Source organism: Staphylococcus cohnii subsp. cohnii (assembly GCF_002902365.1).
GTDB lineage: Bacteria > Bacillota > Bacilli > Staphylococcales > Staphylococcaceae > Staphylococcus > Staphylococcus cohnii.
In genome coordinates this window covers 270122-289377 of the sequence record NZ_PPQC01000046.1, presented here as the reverse complement: position 1 = coordinate 289377, position 19256 = coordinate 270122, and the positions used below count along the sequence as shown (strand labels likewise).

The following is a 19256-nucleotide window of genomic DNA, read 5'->3' as shown; positions in this document are numbered from 1 at the left end:
AAAAACTTGAGGTGAATCTGTATGACAAAATATATTTATGCATTTGATGAAGGCAATAAAGCCATGAAAGATTTATTAGGAGGTAAAGGTGCTAATTTAGCTGAAATGAAACGTTTAGGGTTACCCGTACCGGATGGTTTTACCCTTACTACACAAGCGTGTATTGAATATTTAAAGCAAGGCGCTCATCTTTCAGATGAATTAGTTGGGCAATTACATGAGCAATTAGAAGCATTTTCTCAACGCACACAAAAATCATTTTCTTCTAAAGAGTCACTTTTATTAGTGTCTGTAAGAAGTGGTGCAAAAATTTCCATGCCTGGAATGATGGATACTATTTTAAACTTAGGGCTGAATGATAATAATGTAAAAACATTAGCAGAAAAGACAAATGATGCACGCTTTGCATATGACTGTTACCGTAGACTGTTACAAATGTTTGGCGAAGTAGTATATGGCATACCGATGACGTCATTTGATACATATTTTAATCAATATAAAGCACAACACGATTATCAAAGTGATGCAGATATCCCAGCTGAAGGTTTAGAAGAAATATGTGATTATTTTAAAGGTGTTTATTTGGAAGAAGTATATAAACCATTCCCACAAGAGCCAATTGTGCAATTAACGGAAGCAATTGAAGCAGTTTTTAAATCATGGGATAATGATCGCGCACGTGTATATCGTCAATTAAATGAAATACCACACGATATTGGTACAGCAGTTAATATCCAAGAGATGGTCTTTGGTAATAGTGGTGCACAAAGTGGTACAGGTGTTGCATTTACGCGTAATCCAGTGACTGGTGAAGCAAAATTATTTGGTGAATACTTATTAAATGCCCAAGGGGAAGATGTTGTTGCTGGCATTAGAACACCAAAAGATATCAGTACATTGAAAGCACAAATGCCTCAAGTTCATCAACAATTTTTAGAAGTTTCTCAACAATTAGAAAAACACTATAAAGATATGCAAGATATTGAATTTACTATTGAAAATGAGCAATTGTATGTCTTACAAACGCGAAGCGGTAAAAGAACTGCTAACGCAGCGATTCATATTGCCGTAGATTTAGTGGAAGAAGGTATTATTTCTAAAAATGAAGCAGTTATGAATGTTGAAGTAAAATCAATTGATCAATTATTGCATCCTAATTTTGATGATAATGCCCTTGAGAAAGCTACAGATGTTTCGAAAATGGGACTGCCTGCTAGCCCTGGTGCTGCAAGTGGTGAAATCGTATTTTCTGCTGAAACTGCAAAATTAAAAGCTGAACAGGGATATAAAGTAATATTGATGAGACCTGAAACCTCACCTGAAGATATCGAAGGCATGGTCGCAAGTGAAGCGATAGTTACCACACATGGTGGTATGACTTCTCATGCGGCAGTTGTAGCCAGAGGAATGGGTAAATGTTGTGTGACTGGATGTTCAGACGTTGAAATTAATGTTATAGATAAAAAAGTGACATATCCTAACGGAACATTAAATGAAGGGGACATTATCTCAGTAGATGGCGCTAAAGGTGATATTTATTTAGGTGAAGTTGAAACGATTAAAGCTGAGAGAAGTAAGGCTTTTGAACAATTTATGCAATGGTCAGAAGAAATTGCAAGATTAGATGTTCGCATGAATGCAGAAACATCACAAGATATTCAAGCTGGCTACCAATTTGGTGCGAAAGGTATTGGTTTAGTTCGTACTGAGCATATGTTTTTTGGCCCTGAACGTTTGATTGAAATGAGACGTTTCATTTTATCCGATACACAAGATAAAAGAGTGAATGCTTTAAATAAAATTAAGGAATATCAAAAAGAAGACTTTGAAACTATCTTGAAGTTGTCTGGGGAACGTCCAACAATTATTCGCTTGCTTGATCCGCCTTTACATGAATTTTTACCTAAATCAACAGAAGAAAAAAATAGCGTGGCAAGTCAACTCAATGTCACTGTTTCAGAGTTAGAACATTATATTGAAAGTTTAAATGAAGTTAATCCTATGTTAGGGCATCGTGGATGTCGCTTGGCGATTACTTACCCTGAACTTTATATTATGCAAGCAGAAGCTATTATGGAAAGTGCATTGAACCTTAAACAACAGGGTATTGATTGTCAACCTGAGATTATGATTCCGCTCGTATCAACTGTTTCAGAATTTACAACGTTAAAGTCGCAAGTTGTTGAACGCATTGAAGCCTTACAAGCTGAAATGGGAGCAAGTGTTCACTATATGATTGGAACGATGATTGAAACACCAAGAGCATGTCTAATCGCTGGAGATTTAGCACGAGAATGTGATTTCTTTAGTTTTGGCACAAATGATTTAACACAATTAACGTTTGGTTTCTCACGTGATGATGCTGGTAAATTTATTAGCGCTTATTCAGAGCAAGGTATATTAACAATAGACCCATTCCAAACACTCGATATAGATGGCGTTGGACAATTAATTAAGCAAGCAACAGAACAAGCAAAAGCGGCAAATCCAACGATAAAAATTGGCGTATGTGGAGAATTAGGCGGTGATCACAAATCAATTCAATTCTTTAATCAATTAGATATGGATTATGTATCATGTTCTCCATTTAGAGTGCCAGGTGCCTTGTTATCAACCGCTCAAAGTGAAGTCGAAGGCGGTAGATTGCGTGTTAAATGATAATGAAAAAAACCAGTTAACGTTATTCGTTGTATCTGACTCTATAGGTGAAACAGCACAGCGAATGATTCATGCGACATTAACACAATTTCCAGATGTCACGCGTATAGAAATTAAAAAATTTCCTTTTATAAAAAATCAAGATGAACTACTTAATGTACTTTCATTGGCAAAAGCGCGTGGTGCAGTTGTTATAACGACTTTAGTTAATCCAGAATTTAATAAAAAAGGTCAGGCATATGCTCAAGAACAACAAATTCCGTATGTTGACTATATGTCTGATTTAATTAACATTATTCAAGAACATACGAATTGTTCACCCATTTTAGAAAGTGGTGCTTTGCGCAAGTTGGATGACAACTATTTTAAAAGAATTGAGGCAATGGAATATTCTGTTAAATATGATGATGGTAAACATTTCACGGATATAGGAGAAGCAGACGCTTTAATTTTAGGTGTTTCTCGTACATCAAAGACGCCTTTAAGTATGTATTTAGCGAATAAAGGTTATAAAATAGCTAATATTCCTTTAGTTCCAGAAGTTGATATCCCAGATGAGGTCTTTAGAAATAAAAATTTAAAAGTATTTGGTTTGACTGCGAGTCCTACTTATATCTTAAATATTCGTACGGAACGCGTGAAGGTTTTAGGTTTACATGGACCTACAGATTATAATAGTGTCGATAGAATTAAAGAAGAGTTGATGTATGCCGAAGAAATATTTGCTAAATTAAATGCTACAGTCATTAATACGGAGTTCAAATCAATTGAAGAGTCAGCATTTTATATTGAAAAGTTTTTATAAGAATGAAAATTATAATTAAGTATGCAATTCAAATGTATTGTTAAAACTTCAATTGTCTAAATCTGTGTTTAAAGGGTATGTTTGATATTAGAAAATGATATTAAAAAAGAGGGGATATTATGTTGAAATCGACAGTGCCGTATTTGTTTTTTAACGGTCAATGTAAAGACGCTTTGGCATTTTATAGTAAGGTGCTGAACGGGGAAATTAAAGCTACAATGACGTATGGTGAAGCGAATGAAAGTGTTGCAGATGATCCTAATCGTGTCATTCATGCGCAGTTAGAAGTTGATGGAAACTTATTCATGTTGTCAGATATACCCAAAGACGATGACACAATGCTCCAAGATAGAAATGTTTATATTGTTTTGGAATTTGATAGTGAAACAGCAATCCAAGAAGTGTATGAACAATTGAAAGACGAAGGCGATGTTCAAATGGAACTAGACACTATGTTTTGGGGAGCGAAATATGCCAAGCTGGTTGATAAATACGATATCGGTTGGGATTTAAGTTACACATTTCCACAATAATTAAAGTTGTAATTCGAATATAAATATTCACGAATATGTATGTTAGTCTGATTAAAGGTAAAGAGATGTTTATTAAAGTATAACTACAGATAATAAAAAACAACTGCATTTTCATTTTTGAAGAGAGCCCCTCAAGTTGCATAGCTATTTTAATGCTATCAATTGAGGGGCTTTACTTTAGAATGGATTTGTATTTTTTATTTGAAATGGTATGTAAACTGATCCATTGAAGTGACAAAACATTTAACGGCAGCAGCGTTTTTCACACTGCTAATGTTAAAATTAGGCCTTCATTTTTTATAAGTACGAATGATTTTGGATTTGGCTATCATATATATGATCAATCCTGTAATCATGGCAATGGTTGCAGTCGTTGGGATTTGAGAACTTAAAGCTGTGATTTTAGGAAGTTCTTGGTGTGTCACAAAGGGAATAAGGTAATTATTGATGTTGAAAATTATAAACATAACAAATGCAAATAGGATACTGCCGTTACGTGCTTTTTTGATGTATTTTTTGTATTCATCTTTAGAATCGACATCAAATAGGTCTACTTTTTTATTGTGAAGTGCGCGTGTGAGTATGATTGAAGCTACCATCAATCCAATCAATGCAATGATACTAACAAATGGTATTTGTTGAAAATACATAGAGATAAAACAATCTAGTGCGGAAATCATCAATGTTCCCCAAAATATCCAGACATAGAGTTTGGCGTAGAGGTTTAATAATACTTGCCGTTCATATTCATCAGTAAATCTATAGTTTGGAATTAAGCGAAGTGTTTTTTCATTAATCAAGATGATTGACCTCCTATTCTATTAATTTTATGCGCGAATCTTTGTTAACTGTAAAGATGACGATCAATATAAAGGGGATATAGGTACTTATATTTAATAAATAGCTAAAATTCATTGGGTTTCCTGCAAGTAGTGGTGCGATGATTGTTGCAGTCCCTAACATATAAATTAGGGCTATAACCAAGAAAATAATCCTTTTATTTCGTGTTTCTTTTAGTAGTTTATGATATGTATGTCGTTGATGTACTTCAATTTCAATAGCATCTGCACCGAGACGATTCATGCTCATTCTACAGAATAGAATAATAATTAACAGGGCACCACCAACGGTAAATGGTGATAAAAATGCTCGCTCTATATCAAGGAAAATAGATAAATAAACAAGTGCAAGTAACGTATATAAAGCAATAATTGAAATTTTTGCTAATGTTTTATCAATTTCATGTCGTTGATATTCATCAGGTGTATCAATTAAACCGGCGAAGTTTTGATATAACCATTTATCTCTTTTCTTCATCGTTATGATCCTCCCAAAATAAATCGTTTAATGTGACATTTAATGATTGTGCAATATTGATACATAAGTTTAATGATGGATTGTATTTATCATTTTCAATCATATTAATCGTTTGTCGTGAAACGCCTACGGAACGTGCAAGCGCAAGTTGAGATATTTGTTGTTGACTGCGAAAATGTTTTACCTTATTCAATTTAAATCATCACTTCTTTCTGATGTGTCAAATATATATGACATAACTTTTCTCGTCAAGGTAATATAAAAATTAATAAATAGTTATATATTAAATAAAGTGCGCTATATAAAATGTTTCTAAAAATAAAAGGGGTAGAAATCATTTGATAACATTTGATTTCTACCCCTTTTTTGATTGTATATGATAGTTCATCGTTGGATGTGTCGTACCTTGGCAACAGTATCATTGGTCGTTATTTTTAAGAAGCTTAATGACCATTTTGATGATGAATTTTATTTATCTGTGTATGTAACATTGATAGTATCTAATGTTAGGTGAAATTTTAATTCGATTGTTATTGTGCCTGATAATGAATAGTGGCGGTGAGTATAACAACTTCATCCGTTGGATTATAGTAAAGATGTGCTACATCACTATTAAAACGAAAAGCTTGGTTACTGCTAATTGTATAAGAAGTTTGAGCAACTTCAATTTTTAAAGTACCTGAGTTAACGATGATAAACTCTTCTGATTGTATATGATGTGGATCAGAAACCATTTTACCACCTGGTTGAATTTCCATTTTAAACATTTCGAAATGCTTTCTTTCATTGTAAGGGAAGTATGGGAAAATCTTAACTTTATCTTCAACAATAGGAATAATATCAGATTCATCTACAAAATCTACAGGCTCGTGCATTGTTGATGTCAGTTGTGACAGGGGTAAATGAAGCCCGTTAGCAATTTTCCATAATGTTGTAATTGTTGGATTAGATGTGCCTTTTTCAATTTGACTTAACATGTTTTTGCTAACGCCAGTTAGGTTGGCCATTTTATCTAAACTAAGTTGGTGTTTACTACGATAAGTTGCTAAATTTTTGGCAATAATATTTTGAATATAATACATGTGAATCGCTCCTATTTACATTATAACGTACATATTGTACCATATATAATGTTGTTTAGAAAATTTATGATGTAAGGTGAGCAAAATGGAAAATTATAGAAAAGTAAAACCATTTAATTGGCTATTATTTATAGGTATTTTATTAGTGGGTGCAAATTTAAGGGCGCCAATTACTTCCATCGGAGTTGCGCTACCTGATATAAAAAACGATTTGGCGATGTCTAACAGTGCTGTTAGTGTAATTACGGTCGTCCCATTAATCGCATTCGCAATCATTTCACTATTTGCAGCAAAAACGAGTTATCGTTTTGGATTAGAACGAACGATTTTTGTAGCTTTATGGCTAATATTGATTGGCGTAATCGTACGTTCTATCACAGGTGTTTCATGGTTATATATAGGTACCATCCTTATAGGTATTGGTATCGGTTTTGGTAATGTACTTGCACCTGCAGTAATCAAAGCGAAATTTCCATTGCATATAGGTGTGATGACGGGTTATTATACTGTCGTTATGAACGTATTTGGAGGATTATCTTCATATGGAACGGCACCGTTTGTCAAAGCGTTTAATTATAATATTGCAATTAGTGCGATCGGTGTCATTACATTGATAACCATTATTATATGGGCATTTCAATTGAAAAATAAAGAAGAAACAACGACATCATTACCCCAAGAGAGTGTCAATGTTTGGAAGTCGCCATTATCATGGCAAATAACGATACTTATGGGCGGACAGTCACTTATTTTTTATTCTCTAATTAATTGGCTACCAGCATATTTATCTCAAAGTGGTATGACTATCAGTGAAGCGGGGATGTATTTATCAATTATGCAAATCGCTATTATACCGTTAACATTTATTACACCTATATTTGCTACTAAAATGAAATCACAATTTTTATTAACTTTTATGACTGGTTTATGTTTTGTGGTGGGAGTTTCAATAATGTTATTTTCACCGCAACTTGCTTTAATTGCTACAATTTTAGTTGGTGTTGCAAGTGGTTTAGCGTTTGGACTTGTGAATACATTCTTTAGTTTAAGAACAGAACATAGTCAAACGTCGGCGAAGTTATCTGGCATGGCTCAATCTGTAGGGTACCTTTTTGCAGCAATAGGTCCTTTACTGTTTGGTATACTACATGATGTCACAGGTCAATGGATAGGTTCATTAAGTATATTATTAATCACTGCACTATTAATCACATTATTCGGCTCACAAGCAGGTCGTAATCGCACAATAGAAAAAACAATAGAACAATAGACAGTATCATGCAAATATTGTACGATATTTTACAACATGTTTTGTTTTTCAATGAGCTTTTAAAGTAATTGGATTTGATAAGTTGAGCTATATCTTAGTCAATTAAATGAGGAATATAGTTTCATTAAAATCTAATAAAAAACGATGAGGTGTCATTATGCAACTTATTTTTGATCCAAGTGTAAGTCCAATTTATAGAGGTGTACTTGCATTTTTCTTTGTTATTAATATAGCGCTCGCGTTTATTATTGTGTTTTTAGACAGAGATCGTAGAGACGCAACAGCGACTTGGGCTTGGCTATTTTTACTATTTGTAGTACCTATTTTAGGCTTTGTTATTTATATATTCTTTGGTCGAGCAGTGCGAAAAAAACGTGAACAAGGTTTCCATCATAATCAGATAGACGATGTGAAGGAACGAATGAAGACGCAGTTATCAGATGCTACCAACAAGATTAATCATTCAGATAACCGAATAGTTAAAAAACATGCAGATATTGTAAATACATTGCTAACGAAAGAACCAACGTTTTTAAGTTACGATAATAATGTCGATATTTATACTGATGGTCATGCGCTATTTGACCAAATGAAAGAAGATTTACGCAATGCAAAAACGTATATTCATTTAGAGTATTATGTGTTGAAATTAGATAAGTTGGGTTCTGAAATTGTCGATATTTTGCAACAAAAAGCTGAAGAAGGATTAGAAGTTAAAATACTTTATGATGCAGTAGGGTCTAAAACGGTACATAAATCAAAATTCAAAAAATTCCAAGAAGCTGGTGGACAAGTTGAGGCTTTCTTCCAAGCTAAAATTCCATTAATAAATTTCAGATTAAATAACAGAAATCACCGTAAAATTTTAGTGATTGATGGTATGACTGGTTATGTTGGTGGATTTAATATTGGTGATGAATATTTAGGTTTAGATGAAAAATTTGGCTATTGGCGTGATACACATTTAAGGGTTAAAGGTGATGGTGTTGACGCGTTACAGCTCAGTTTTATCCACGATTGGAACTCTCAATCACATCGTGAACAATTGGAGTTTAACGATAAGTATTTCCCAGATAATGCAAAGCAAGGTGGAGATGTGCCGATGCAAATTGCGCTTAGTGCTCCGAGTGATAATTGGCATCAGATAGAGTTTGGCTATATCAAAATGATCATGAACGCCAAAGAATCTATTTATATGCACAGTCCGTATTTTATACCAGATAAAGGTTATATCAATGCATTGCGTATAGCTGCAAAAGCTGGGGTAGACGTGCGGTTAATTATTCCTAATAAACCAGACCATATTTTTGTATACTGGGCGACAATTACGAGTGTCGCGCAGTTGATTAGAGATGGTGTCAAAGTTTATACGTATGAAAATGGGTTTATCCATTCAAAAATGATGATTATTGATGATGAAGTGGCAAGTGTAGGCTCATCAAATATGGATATACGTAGTTTTGAATTAAATTTCGAAATTAATGCATTTATGTATGATAAAAACATTGTCAAAGAGCTTAAAGCTGCTTTTATAGAAGATATGAAAGTATCTGAGGAATTGACAGAGGAACGCTATGAACAGCGATCAAATTGGATTAAATTCAAACAATCAATTGCTAAATTAGCGTCACCAATTCTATAAAAATATAAAGCACATTGAAGTGACAGTGCATACGATTATATGTATTTATCAATGTAACAATCGATTGCGTTTCTGGCGTTTCGATAACATATTGTAGTTTTTAAATCATAAAATTGGTCTGACGAGGGCGGAATATGAAATCAAATTTACGTTTTGGTTTCTATACCGTCCTCGTTTTCATTATAATGAGTGATATGAGACAACGGAAAAATGGATGAGGTGAAGAGGGGGATTGAATGCAACGAGAAAACGGTCAATTTATTTATCGTCAATTATACAGACAATTAAAAGAAGATATTCTCGCATTTAAATATGAGAGTCATGAAAAATTGCCTTCAAAAAGGGATATGGCACAACATTTAAACATTAGTGTGAATAGTGTAAAAGCAGCATATGAACAATTATTGGCTGAAGGCTATATTTATACTAAAGAACGAAAAGGTTATTTTATTGAGCCTTTAGAAAAATTAATCATTGATCCAAATGCGCAAATTCCTCTAGATGTGCAAGAACATCATATTGAAGCTACATACGATTATTCATTTTCACATATGAGTACTGATATTTCAGCATTTCCTGTAGAAATATGGACCAAGCTTGTTAAGCGTGTATTTCAAAATTATGATTATGAATTGTCTTCGATACCTCAAATTAAAGGTCCAATAGAGTTAAGGCAATCAATTGCTAAATTAGTATCTTATCAAAGAGGCATCCAATGTCATCCGGAACAAATTGTCATTGGTTCTGGAACTAATACACTGTTAACCAAATTAATTCAACTATTACCAGATGAAATCACAATAGCAGTAGAAAACCCTGGATACTCAAGATTTAGAACACTAATCAATCAAACATCTGCGCAGTTAAAACCGATTGCTTTAGACCGTAAGGGGATATCTATTGAAGAAATTAAGCAAGCTCAGCCTGATGCTACGATAGTGACACCTTCACACCAGTTTCCAATGGGTATAATCATGCCTGTATCGCGTCGTATTGATCTTCTGAATTGGGCAAGTCAAACGCAAAGTTATATCATAGAAGATGATTATGATAGTGAATTCAAATATGAAACAGATAATATACCTTCACTGTTTAGTTTTGATAAAAATGAACGCGTGATTTACCTAGGTACTTTTTCAAAAACTTTGATGCCGGGATTACGCATGAGTTATATGATTTTGCCTATAAATTTAATAAAGAAATTTGATTGTCTTAATTTAAATATGATTCCTGATTTTTCAACGATTCATGCACTTACGCTAAATTTAATGATCAAAGAGGGTTACTATGAAAAATATGTGAAAAAGATGCATCAGATATATGGAAAAAAACGAGAAACGCTCATCACACACTTATCAAATAGCTTTAAAAATGATATTCGAATTAAAGATACACAAGCTGGTTTGCACTTTATTGTAGAAGTTAACACACCATTTTCTTACCAAGAAATTGAAACGCGCGCTAAAGAAATGAAACTTGAGCTTTATACGTTAAATCGATTTTCTGTGAAAGCGCTTGAAAAAAATAATACATATAAAACGCTTATCATAGGTTTTTCAAAAATCAAGCAAGACCAGATTCCTCAGGCAGTCCAGAGATTGAAAGAAGTCGTATCGGGATAGTCTGGTTCCATTAAATTATCTTAACTGGTACTTTACACTATACCAATAATCCCTTAAATTTTAGAAAACCATGCGTCTTACGTGGAGACAAAGAGGAGGGATTATTGATGACAAATCAATTCGAAAGCTATAAAAAACAACGTGATAAATATGTAGCACGCGGTGTTGGGAACGGCAATCTGCATGTTGCGGATTATGCACAAGGTGCTACGGTCACAGATGTAGACGGTGCACGTTTCATTGATTTCGCGGGAGCTATTGGTACATTAAATGTTGGGCACACGCATCCTAAGATAACCAAACATTTAAAAGAACAACTGGACAAGTTTATACATCCTGGTTTCAATGTCATTATGTATAAAAGTTATCTTAACTTAGCACAAAAATTAACTGAAATTACGCCTGGTGATTTTGATAAAAAAACGATTTTACTTAATTCAGGTGCAGAAGCTGTAGAAAATGCTGTAAAAATTGCTAGAAAACACACCAGAAGGCAATCAGTTGTATCATTTGTAAGAGGTTTTCATGGCCGTACAAATTTAACAATGTCTATGACAAGTAAAGTAAGACCTTATAAGCTTGGTTTTGGTCCTTTTGCACCAGAAGTTTACCAAGCGCCATATCCTAATATTTCAGAAAAATCCGAATCTTTATCTGAAACAGCTTATATTGAACAAATGATTAATAAGTTACATGATTTCTTTGTTGAAACGGTAGATCCTAGTGAAGTAGCTTGTATCGTGATGGAACCTGTTCAAGGAGAAGGTGGATTTATTATTCCGGATAAAAAATTCGTCAAAGCAGTTAAAAAAATATGTGAAGATCACGACATTATTTTTGTGGCGGATGAAATTCAAACAGGTTTTGCTCGAACAGGAAAAACATTTGCGATTGAACATTTTGACATAGAACCTGATTTAATAACGGTGTCTAAATCATTAGCTGCAGGATTTCCATTAAGTGGTGTAGTTGGCAAAGCTGAAATCATAGATAGTGCATCTCCAGGAGAACTAGGTGGCACATATGCTGGTAATCCTTTAGCGTGTGAGGCTGCTTTAAAAGTCATTGAAATCATCGAAGAAGAAGATTTAAACAATAAAGCAGAACAAATTGGACAACAACTTGAAGATTTCCTATATCACAGCGCAGAACAACATTCATTTATAACGAACATTCGTAGACTTGGTGCTATGGTAGCCTGCGAAATCATCGATGATCAAACTGGCGAACCAAATAAAGCATTAACTGGAAAAATTACTCAAACGGCAAATGAAAATGGTTTGTTATTATTATCTGCTGGTATTAAAGGTAATGTTTTACGTTTCTTAACACCGCTTGTAATTTCAGACGATGAATTACAACAAGGATTAGAAATATTGTCTGAGACTTTTAAAAATGTAGACGCAACAGAAGCGCATACAAACGCCTGAAATTTTATTTTTAAATAGAGGGTATAGATAAGTCATACCTCATAACAAAAATAAGTGTAAGGGAGAGGATAAAAATGGGTCAATTAGAAGTTTATAATCCTTCTACAAATGAAGTTATAGAACGTTTGAATTACACGAGTCATGATGAAAGTAATTCAAAAATTGAACGTGCACATAAAGCATTTGAAGAATGGAAATTAGTGGATGCACACGAACGTTCAGCAAAGTTGTATCAATGGGCGAATCTCATTGATGAACATCAGGATGAACTTGCGGAACTGATTACACTTGAGGGTGGAAAACCATTAGCAGAAGCCAAAGGGGAAGTCATCTATGCTAATGCTTATGTTAAGTGGTACGCAGAAGAAGCTAAGAGAGTATATGGACGTACAATACCAGCAAACACGCCATCTAAAAAGATAATGATTGATAAATTTCCAGTAGGTGTAGTAGGTGCAATTACACCTTGGAATTTCCCGGCAGCGATGATAACACGAAAAATGGCGCCTGCATTGGCAGCTGGATGTACGATTATTTGTAAACCTGCTGTCAAAACACCATTAACAACCATTAAACTTGTTGCGCTTGCACATGAAGCAGGCATACCTGAAGGTGCAATATCTTATATTATTGCGTCTGGTAAAGATGCAGGTGATATCTTCACATCTCATAAATTGATTAATAAAGTGACATTTACTGGATCGACTGCTGTAGGAAAATCATTGATTGAACAATCCGCGCAAAGTGTAAAAAATGTAACGATGGAGCTAGGCGGTTTAGCACCTTTAATTGTGCATAAAGATGCTGATATTGAAGCGGCCGTAGATGGCACCATTGCTTCTAAATTTAGAAATGCTGGTCAAACATGTATCTGTGCGAATCGTATCTTTGTACATCAAGATATTGCTGATCAATACACAACGCGCTTGATTGAGAAAGTTAATGAATTAGCTGTCGGTGATGGTTTTCAAGCGGACGTTAAAATTGGTCCGCTAATTGATAAGGCCGCAGTTGAAAAAGTAATGACACATATCACAGATGCGCAAGCTAAAGGTGGAAAATTATCACGGACAGTGGATGATATACAAGCGTTAAATGGAAATTTCCTAAAACCAGTTGTTATCTCTAATGCAAATTTAGATATGAAAGTGATGCATGAAGAAACTTTCGGTCCTGTTGCACCAGTTATGGTTTATGAAGATTTAGATGAAGCAATAAAAATGGCAAACGATACAGAATTTGGTTTAGCTTCATATTTCTTTACAAATGATTATCGTACAGGACTAAAACTTTATAATGAATTAGAATATGGTGTTGTTGGATGGAATGATGGTGGCCCTTCAGCTGCTCATGCGCCATTTGGTGGTTTGAAAGAAAGTGGCTATGGTAGAGAAGGTGGCACTGAAGGTATAGAGCCATATTTAGAAACGAAATATTTATCCATAGGTATTTAAAGTGCAAGCGAAGCATTACTAGTGGTAAGTAAAGCAAAACTTATGAATCTATATGAACAAGAAAGTGATGATTAGATTGAAACTAATATAAAAAATTTAAGCTCATTCACTTTTAATTCAATGAATGTTATGGGGTATGTAAAATGAAATCTCAATTTAATAAGACGATGAATATTGTTGATGTCTTATTCTTGGCGATTGGCGCAATGCTTGGATGGGGCTGGGTCGTATTGTCAGGGGAATGGGTATCAACAGCAGGTTTTATAGGAAGTATTGTGGCATTTTTACTCGGTGGATTTTTAGTCATTGTTATCGGACTTACATATGCAGAATTAGCTGCTGCAATTCCAGAAACTGGTGGGGGCTTTGTATTTGTTAAAAAAGCCTTCACTCCAGGAATTGCCTTTACATCAGGTTGGTCTGTATTATTTGGCTATGTCTCTGTAATTACGTTTGAAGCGGTTGCATTGCCTACCGTGATTGACTATGTCATTCCTTTTCAACATCAAGGATTGATGTGGAATATCGCAGGTTGGGATGTATATTTTACATGGGTTATCATTGGCTCAATTGGAAGTGTCATTTTAACCTCACTTAATTATTTTGGTGTCAAACCTGCAGCGATTATGCAAACTGTTTTCACAATTTTTATTGTAGGTGTTGGTTTGTTACTTGTATTTGGAGCGGGCTTTAATGGTAATTTTAACAATTTACAGCCATTTGAGAATGGGGTTAGTGGAACAATGTCTGTATTAATGATGATTCCATTTTTATTTGTTGGTTTTGATGTCATTCCACAAATCGCAGAAGAAGTTAAAGCACCTGCGAAAAAAATCGGCGGTATTTTAATATTATCAATTATCGCCTCTGTGATTTTTTATTTGCTCATTGTTTTTGGTGTGGCAACAGGCTTATCAGCCAAAGCTTTAAGCAACAGTAATTTGGCAACAGCAGATGCAATGGTTAACTTATTTGGTCATAGTGGATTTGGTGTCTTACTTGTATTAGGTGGTGTAGCTGGCATAATTACAAGTTGGAATGCTTTTATAATTGGTGGTAGTAGAATTTTATATGCTATGGCAAAGAATCACATGATTCCTAAATGGTTCGCATTTATTCATCCTAAGTATAAAACACCTACACACGGTATTTTGTTTCTTGGTATATTAGCTTTCGTTGCACCACTTTTAGGAAGAGCAGCACTAGTATGGATTGTTAATGCTGGCGGTATTGGTGTGGTATTAGGGTATTTACTCGTAGCAATTTCATTTATGAAGTTACGTAAGGTGCAACCTGATTTAGCTAGACCTTATCGTATAAAAAATGGAAAACTCGTTGGTAGCATAGCAATTATTTTAAGCATTTTGTTTATAGTCATTTATTTACCTGGAATGCCATCATCATTGGCATGGCCTTCTGAATGGCTTATCGTATTGGCTTGGTATCTTATAGGGGCGATTTTATATATAACACAAACAAGAAAATCTACTACGAATGTACCTGTAAATGCACATGTAGATAAAGAGTAAAATGAAATAAAGCTATGAACATAATGTTATTATTGAAAATAGTTATATTGATCTGGCAAAGCTCACGCTTGAAAATGATGAGTGAAATTTAAACATAATTAAATAAATCAAAATATAGCAAAGCCTGAGGCATTTATGTGTCTCAGGCTTTGTTTTTATATAGAATATCATTGCTAATTTGCAATGTGAATTAATTGATCGCCAGGACTTATCCATTGCTTTTTTAAACAAAGTTTATAAAGAAAGAAACTAATGATGGCTGGCAATAAAATATGGAAAGTAATGATTAAGCACCAAGTCTGTATAGAACCACCCATTGTATTGATAGTCATAATTTGACCGATGAATCCACTCGTCCCCATACCAGCACCTGCAGCGTTATTCGTCATAGGAAAGAACGTTGTCATAATAGGTGCGACAATCGCACTGGTAACAGTAGGCGGTAGTAAAATCATTGGATGCTTAATGATATTAGGGACTTGCAGCATACTTGTGCCAATACCTACTGAAAGCACACCACCCCAACCATTATCTTTGTAACCAGTAACTGCAAAACCAATCATTTGTGAAGCGCAACCGATTGTTGCTGCACCTGCAGCGAGCCCGTTCAAGTCTAACATCAACGCTAATGCTGCACTAGATATCGGTGCAGTTAAAGCTAAACCAAAGATAACAGCAACTAAGATACCCATGATGAACGGTTGTTGCTCCGTAGATACAATAATAATTTTACCTAAGCCTGTCATAAATTGATTTAATGCTGGTCCGAAAGCTTTTGCAATAAACCCACCAATTAATATCGTTAGTAGTGGAGATAAAATAATATCGATTTTAGTTTTTCCAGCATATAATCTACTCAGTTCAACAACGATAACTGTAGCAATATAAGCGCCTACTGGACCACCATCAAAAGTTGTATAACCTAAGGTACCTACAATAACACAAGAAAATGTAACGAGTGGTTTTGCGCCTAAACCGTAAGCAATCGCCACACCGATAGCAGCACCAGTCATGGACATTGCTACTTTACCGATTTCTGATAGAAATGTCAGATTTAATTGTGGTAGTAATGTTTGTTCTCCAAGCGTTTCTAAAATTAAGCCGATAATCAAAGAGCCAAATAAACCTAAAGCCATATAACTTAGCGCTTCAATAATCCATCTATGTAAATAATTTTTCATATTTCCTCTCCTTAAAATCATTGGTAATTAGCAAATTAATATAATTATATAGTTTGTTGTTATTTATGGCTAGACTATTTATCGATTTCTCATAAAGTTTCATCGATGAAATAAGCTATAGATTCGGAGTGTAAACATTTTTAAAAATAAAATTACTCGCTACTGTGATAAATGACATGTGTGTACGTTAGATTGCGTACAGAGGACAATAAATATAGTTTGAATTTATAAATCATTGATACAACTTGTATTTAAACATTACTATATAAAAACACACACTAACTTTAATAGGTCAGTGTGTGTTTTAAATGTTACTTATATTTGCTACTTTTCCTGGGAAATATAAAAATATTACTGATTGATCATTAAGCTTTATTTACTGATGCATCGTAGATAGAGTCGATTGTATCTGCTAAAATTTTATCAAATTCTTCATCTGATTGATTGACATTTAAGTCATTGATTAATGCACGAGAGAAACTAGCAATTAAGTCTTTGTTTTGTTTTAAAACTTCGTTAGCATGCTCTCTACTATAACCACCAGATAAAGCAACGACACGAATCACATTAGGGTGTGCGATTAATTCTTGATATTGGTTTGCTTTAGTTGGGATTGTTAATTTTAGCATTACGAGTTCATCGTCATTTAATTTATTTAACTCTGCTAAGATTGCACTTGCTAAATATGATTCAATTTCTGCTTTGTTATCAGCATTGATATTCACTTCTGGTTCGATAATTGGTACTAAACCGGCAGAGATGATTTGTTTTCCGATTTCGAATTGTTGTTGTACGACTTGATCAATACCAGTTTTATTAAATTCTAAAATATTTGAACGCATTTTTGTACCAAAAATTTTATGGTCATTTGCGCGACTTAATAATTTATCTAAGTCTGGAATTGGCTTCATTAACTGTACGCCGTTTTGTTCTTCGGCTAAGCCTTTATCTACTTTTAAGAAAGGAACGACACCTTTATCAGCTAAATAGTCACCAGTATGTTTACCTTCTACTTCACGATCCATTGTTTGTTCGAAAAGAATTGCACCGATAATTTTATCAGAATTGAATGAAGGTGATGAAACAATTCGTGTACGCATATCATGCACAAGTTTAAACATTTCATCTTCACTGTTATATTGGTCTTCAGTTACACCATAGTCACTTAATGCTTTAGGTGTACTTCCACCACTTTGATCTAATGCAGCAATGAAACCTTTACCATTTTTTACTTTATCAAATTGTTCTTTATTCATTCTTACCACTCCTTTTGCTTTTATTCATATATAGTATGATAAAAAATAGATGCCAACGCAAGTTGTAGGCTCTAAGTGAAACGAATTATTCATATTTTAATAGGATGAGCAATGTGTTCAGTTTCATTGGCACACATTATTTCGTTAATGCTATTAAAAATATAGGTGTAGGATTATAAAATTCATCTTGCGTTTGATAAATACGTTGATAAATTGTCGTATCTACATGAATGGACTTCGTATTTATTTGCTTAAGGATATTTAAATCGTATTGAGGGCGGCTATAGTGGTTAATTGAAATACTTTGCTTTATATTTTCACTCTCCGCTAACATCGTGTTTTCTAAAGCATGATGTGCATGGTGATTTGGTAAATTACTATAATCGGTAAAAGCATCTTTTCCATAATCTCCATCGATATTAATGAGTGTAGCATTTGGTTTTAAAACCCGTAACCATTCTTGGTAGGCAGCTTTTGTATCTGGCAATAACCAAGTGACATTTCTAGAAATGATTAGGTCAAAACATGCGTCGTCAAAGTGTAAATGTTCAGCATCCATGACTTGAAAGTTGACATTCATATTAAAATGTAAAGCATTTTGCTTTGCAGATTGAATCATTTCAGGTGAAAGGTCAATGCCGGTAACTTGTGCGCCTTGTTGTTGGCAGAGTATTGCCAGAAAACCTGCACCGGTGCCAATATCTAAGATTCTCATACCAGGTTTAATTGTTGTAATCTGGTTTATTTCAGCTAACCATCTTTCTGCGTGCACACTTTTTAGTTCTGCTTGCTTATCTTGACTAAAAGATGTCGCACGCTTATTCCAATAATCAATAATTTTGCTTTTGTTCATGATAAATACCTCATTTATTATAAATGCACTATATATAGATTATAAGCTATTTTAGTGGAAAAGTATGGAATTAATAGTTTAGTAAAAAGAAAAACGGGACAGGAATCGCTTGTAAAGCATGATTTCTGTCCAGTTCTTTATGTGCGTTATTCTAACTACTTACGTGGTAGTCCGTATTGATTACCTGCTTTGTCACTGTCAGTAATCATGTAAAAGAATGCGACGATATTTAAAATGAAGAAAATAATACTGCCAATGCCTAAAACGCCTTCTAAGCTATTGAAAAATATGCCTTCGCTGTATGAGGTATATGAACCAATTGGAAATAGCACAGAAAAGACGCTAAATATAATTGGAAAATGCTCTTTGTTAAATCTTGATAACCACCAACATTATTTTAACAAAATTAAAATCTATCGCAATTTAATAGCACATTAAAGTTGTTATTTCAAAAAGAAAATAACAACTTTTTGAAAAAAATAAAACTAATATTAATACATTTAATACGTATAAAAATACAAAAATAAAGTTCGTTCTATTTGTTAATTTCGTTAAATTTAAACTTAACACTGCGATTAGAACGAATTTCAAGACTGTGGATGTTATAAAAATTATATATTTATT

At 33.9% G+C, this 19256-nt stretch carries 17 protein-coding genes; 9 read left to right on the top strand and 8 right to left on the bottom strand.

All coding sequences use genetic code 11. The annotated features are described in order from the left end of the window. Nucleotides 1-21: 21 nt before the first annotated feature. The 3 genes from ppdK to CD032_RS09050 all read left to right on the top strand — a co-directional run bounded on the left by ppdK (nt 22) and on the right by CD032_RS09050 (nt 3996). Nucleotides 22-2658: a pyruvate, phosphate dikinase gene (gene ppdK / locus CD032_RS09060; RefSeq protein ID WP_071560218.1), complete on the top strand. Its 2637-nt coding sequence runs from the start codon at nt 22-24 to the stop codon at nt 2656-2658. Continuing rightward, nucleotides 2648-3463, top strand: coding sequence for a pyruvate, water dikinase regulatory protein (locus tag CD032_RS09055; protein ID WP_071560217.1), 816 nt, complete (start codon nt 2648-2650; stop codon nt 3461-3463). Before ppdK ends, CD032_RS09055 begins: the two co-directional genes overlap by 11 nt. Before the next feature lie 119 nt (nt 3464-3582). Next, on the top strand, nt 3583-3996 hold the full coding sequence (locus CD032_RS09050) for a VOC family protein (protein WP_019469126.1): 414 nt from the start codon (nt 3583-3585) through the stop codon (nt 3994-3996). A 290-nt stretch (nt 3997-4286) separates the two neighbouring features. Here CD032_RS09050 and CD032_RS09045 read toward each other — a convergent pair whose 3' ends face one another. From CD032_RS09045 to CD032_RS09030, 4 genes are all read right to left on the bottom strand, one after another. Continuing rightward, on the bottom strand, nt 4287-4796 hold the full coding sequence (locus CD032_RS09045) for a DUF3278 domain-containing protein (protein ID WP_071560216.1): 510 nt from the start codon (nt 4794-4796) through the stop codon (nt 4287-4289). Nucleotides 4797-4809: 13 nt separating this feature from the next. Further along, a complete protein-coding gene (locus tag CD032_RS09040) occupies nt 4810-5313 on the bottom strand; it encodes a hypothetical protein (protein ID WP_019469124.1) in 504 nt (167 codons plus the stop codon). Next, nucleotides 5297-5506 carry a helix-turn-helix transcriptional regulator gene (locus tag CD032_RS09035; RefSeq protein WP_019469123.1) on the bottom strand — a complete coding sequence of 70 codons (210 nt, stop codon included), beginning with the start codon at nt 5504-5506 and terminating at the stop codon, nt 5297-5299. The genes CD032_RS09040 and CD032_RS09035 overlap by 17 nt, the downstream gene beginning before the upstream one ends. A 337-nt stretch (nt 5507-5843) precedes the next feature. Then, complete coding sequence (locus tag CD032_RS09030; protein WP_103211408.1) at nt 5844-6395, bottom strand: helix-turn-helix domain-containing protein; 552 nt, start codon at nt 6393-6395, stop codon at nt 5844-5846. Nucleotides 6396-6480: 85 nt separating this feature from the next. On the opposite strand from CD032_RS09030, the gene CD032_RS09025 reads away from it, so the two are divergent. From CD032_RS09025 to CD032_RS09000, 6 genes are all read left to right on the top strand, one after another. Beyond that, on the top strand, nt 6481-7665 hold the full coding sequence (locus tag CD032_RS09025; RefSeq protein WP_103211407.1) for a CynX/NimT family MFS transporter: 1185 nt from the start codon (nt 6481-6483) through the stop codon (nt 7663-7665). Nucleotides 7666-7822: 157 nt separating this feature from the next. Then, nucleotides 7823-9307 carry a cardiolipin synthase gene (cls, locus tag CD032_RS09020; RefSeq protein ID WP_103211406.1) on the top strand — a complete coding sequence of 495 codons (1485 nt, stop codon included), beginning with the start codon at nt 7823-7825 and terminating at the stop codon, nt 9305-9307. Between the two features lie 236 nt (nt 9308-9543). Beyond that, the gene (gene gabR, locus CD032_RS09015; protein WP_103211405.1) at nt 9544-10929 is read left to right on the top strand and encodes a MocR-like transcriptional regulator GabR; all 1386 of its coding nucleotides are present in this window, start codon (nt 9544-9546) and stop codon (nt 10927-10929) included. 107 nt (nt 10930-11036) lie between these two features. Then, complete coding sequence (gene gabT, locus CD032_RS09010; RefSeq protein WP_103211404.1) at nt 11037-12359, top strand: 4-aminobutyrate--2-oxoglutarate transaminase; 1323 nt, start codon at nt 11037-11039, stop codon at nt 12357-12359. Between the two features lie 74 nt (nt 12360-12433). Further along, nucleotides 12434-13813 carry an NAD-dependent succinate-semialdehyde dehydrogenase gene (locus CD032_RS09005; protein WP_103211403.1) on the top strand — a complete coding sequence of 460 codons (1380 nt, stop codon included), beginning with the start codon at nt 12434-12436 and terminating at the stop codon, nt 13811-13813. A gap of 143 nt (nt 13814-13956) precedes the next feature. Next, a complete protein-coding gene (locus tag CD032_RS09000; protein ID WP_103211402.1) occupies nt 13957-15342 on the top strand; it encodes an APC family permease in 1386 nt (461 codons plus the stop codon). A gap of 173 nt (nt 15343-15515) precedes the next feature. On the opposite strand, the gene CD032_RS08995 is transcribed toward CD032_RS09000, so the two are convergent. The 4 genes from CD032_RS08995 to CD032_RS13125 all read right to left on the bottom strand — a co-directional run bounded on the left by CD032_RS08995 (nt 15516) and on the right by CD032_RS13125 (nt 18964). Continuing rightward, on the bottom strand, nt 15516-16523 hold the full coding sequence (locus CD032_RS08995) for a PTS sugar transporter subunit IIC (RefSeq protein ID WP_019469115.1): 1008 nt from the start codon (nt 16521-16523) through the stop codon (nt 15516-15518). Nucleotides 16524-16888: 365 nt separating this feature from the next. Next, nucleotides 16889-17779, bottom strand: coding sequence for a fructose bisphosphate aldolase (locus tag CD032_RS08990; RefSeq protein ID WP_103211401.1), 891 nt, complete (start codon nt 17777-17779; stop codon nt 16889-16891). A 136-nt stretch (nt 17780-17915) separates the two neighbouring features. Further along, complete coding sequence (locus tag CD032_RS08985) at nt 17916-18632, bottom strand: class I SAM-dependent methyltransferase (protein ID WP_019469113.1); 717 nt, start codon at nt 18630-18632, stop codon at nt 17916-17918. A 155-nt stretch (nt 18633-18787) separates the two neighbouring features. Further along, nucleotides 18788-18964: a hypothetical protein gene (locus CD032_RS13125; protein WP_155385113.1), complete on the bottom strand. Its 177-nt coding sequence runs from the start codon at nt 18962-18964 to the stop codon at nt 18788-18790. Between the last annotated feature and the right edge of the window lie 292 nt (nt 18965-19256).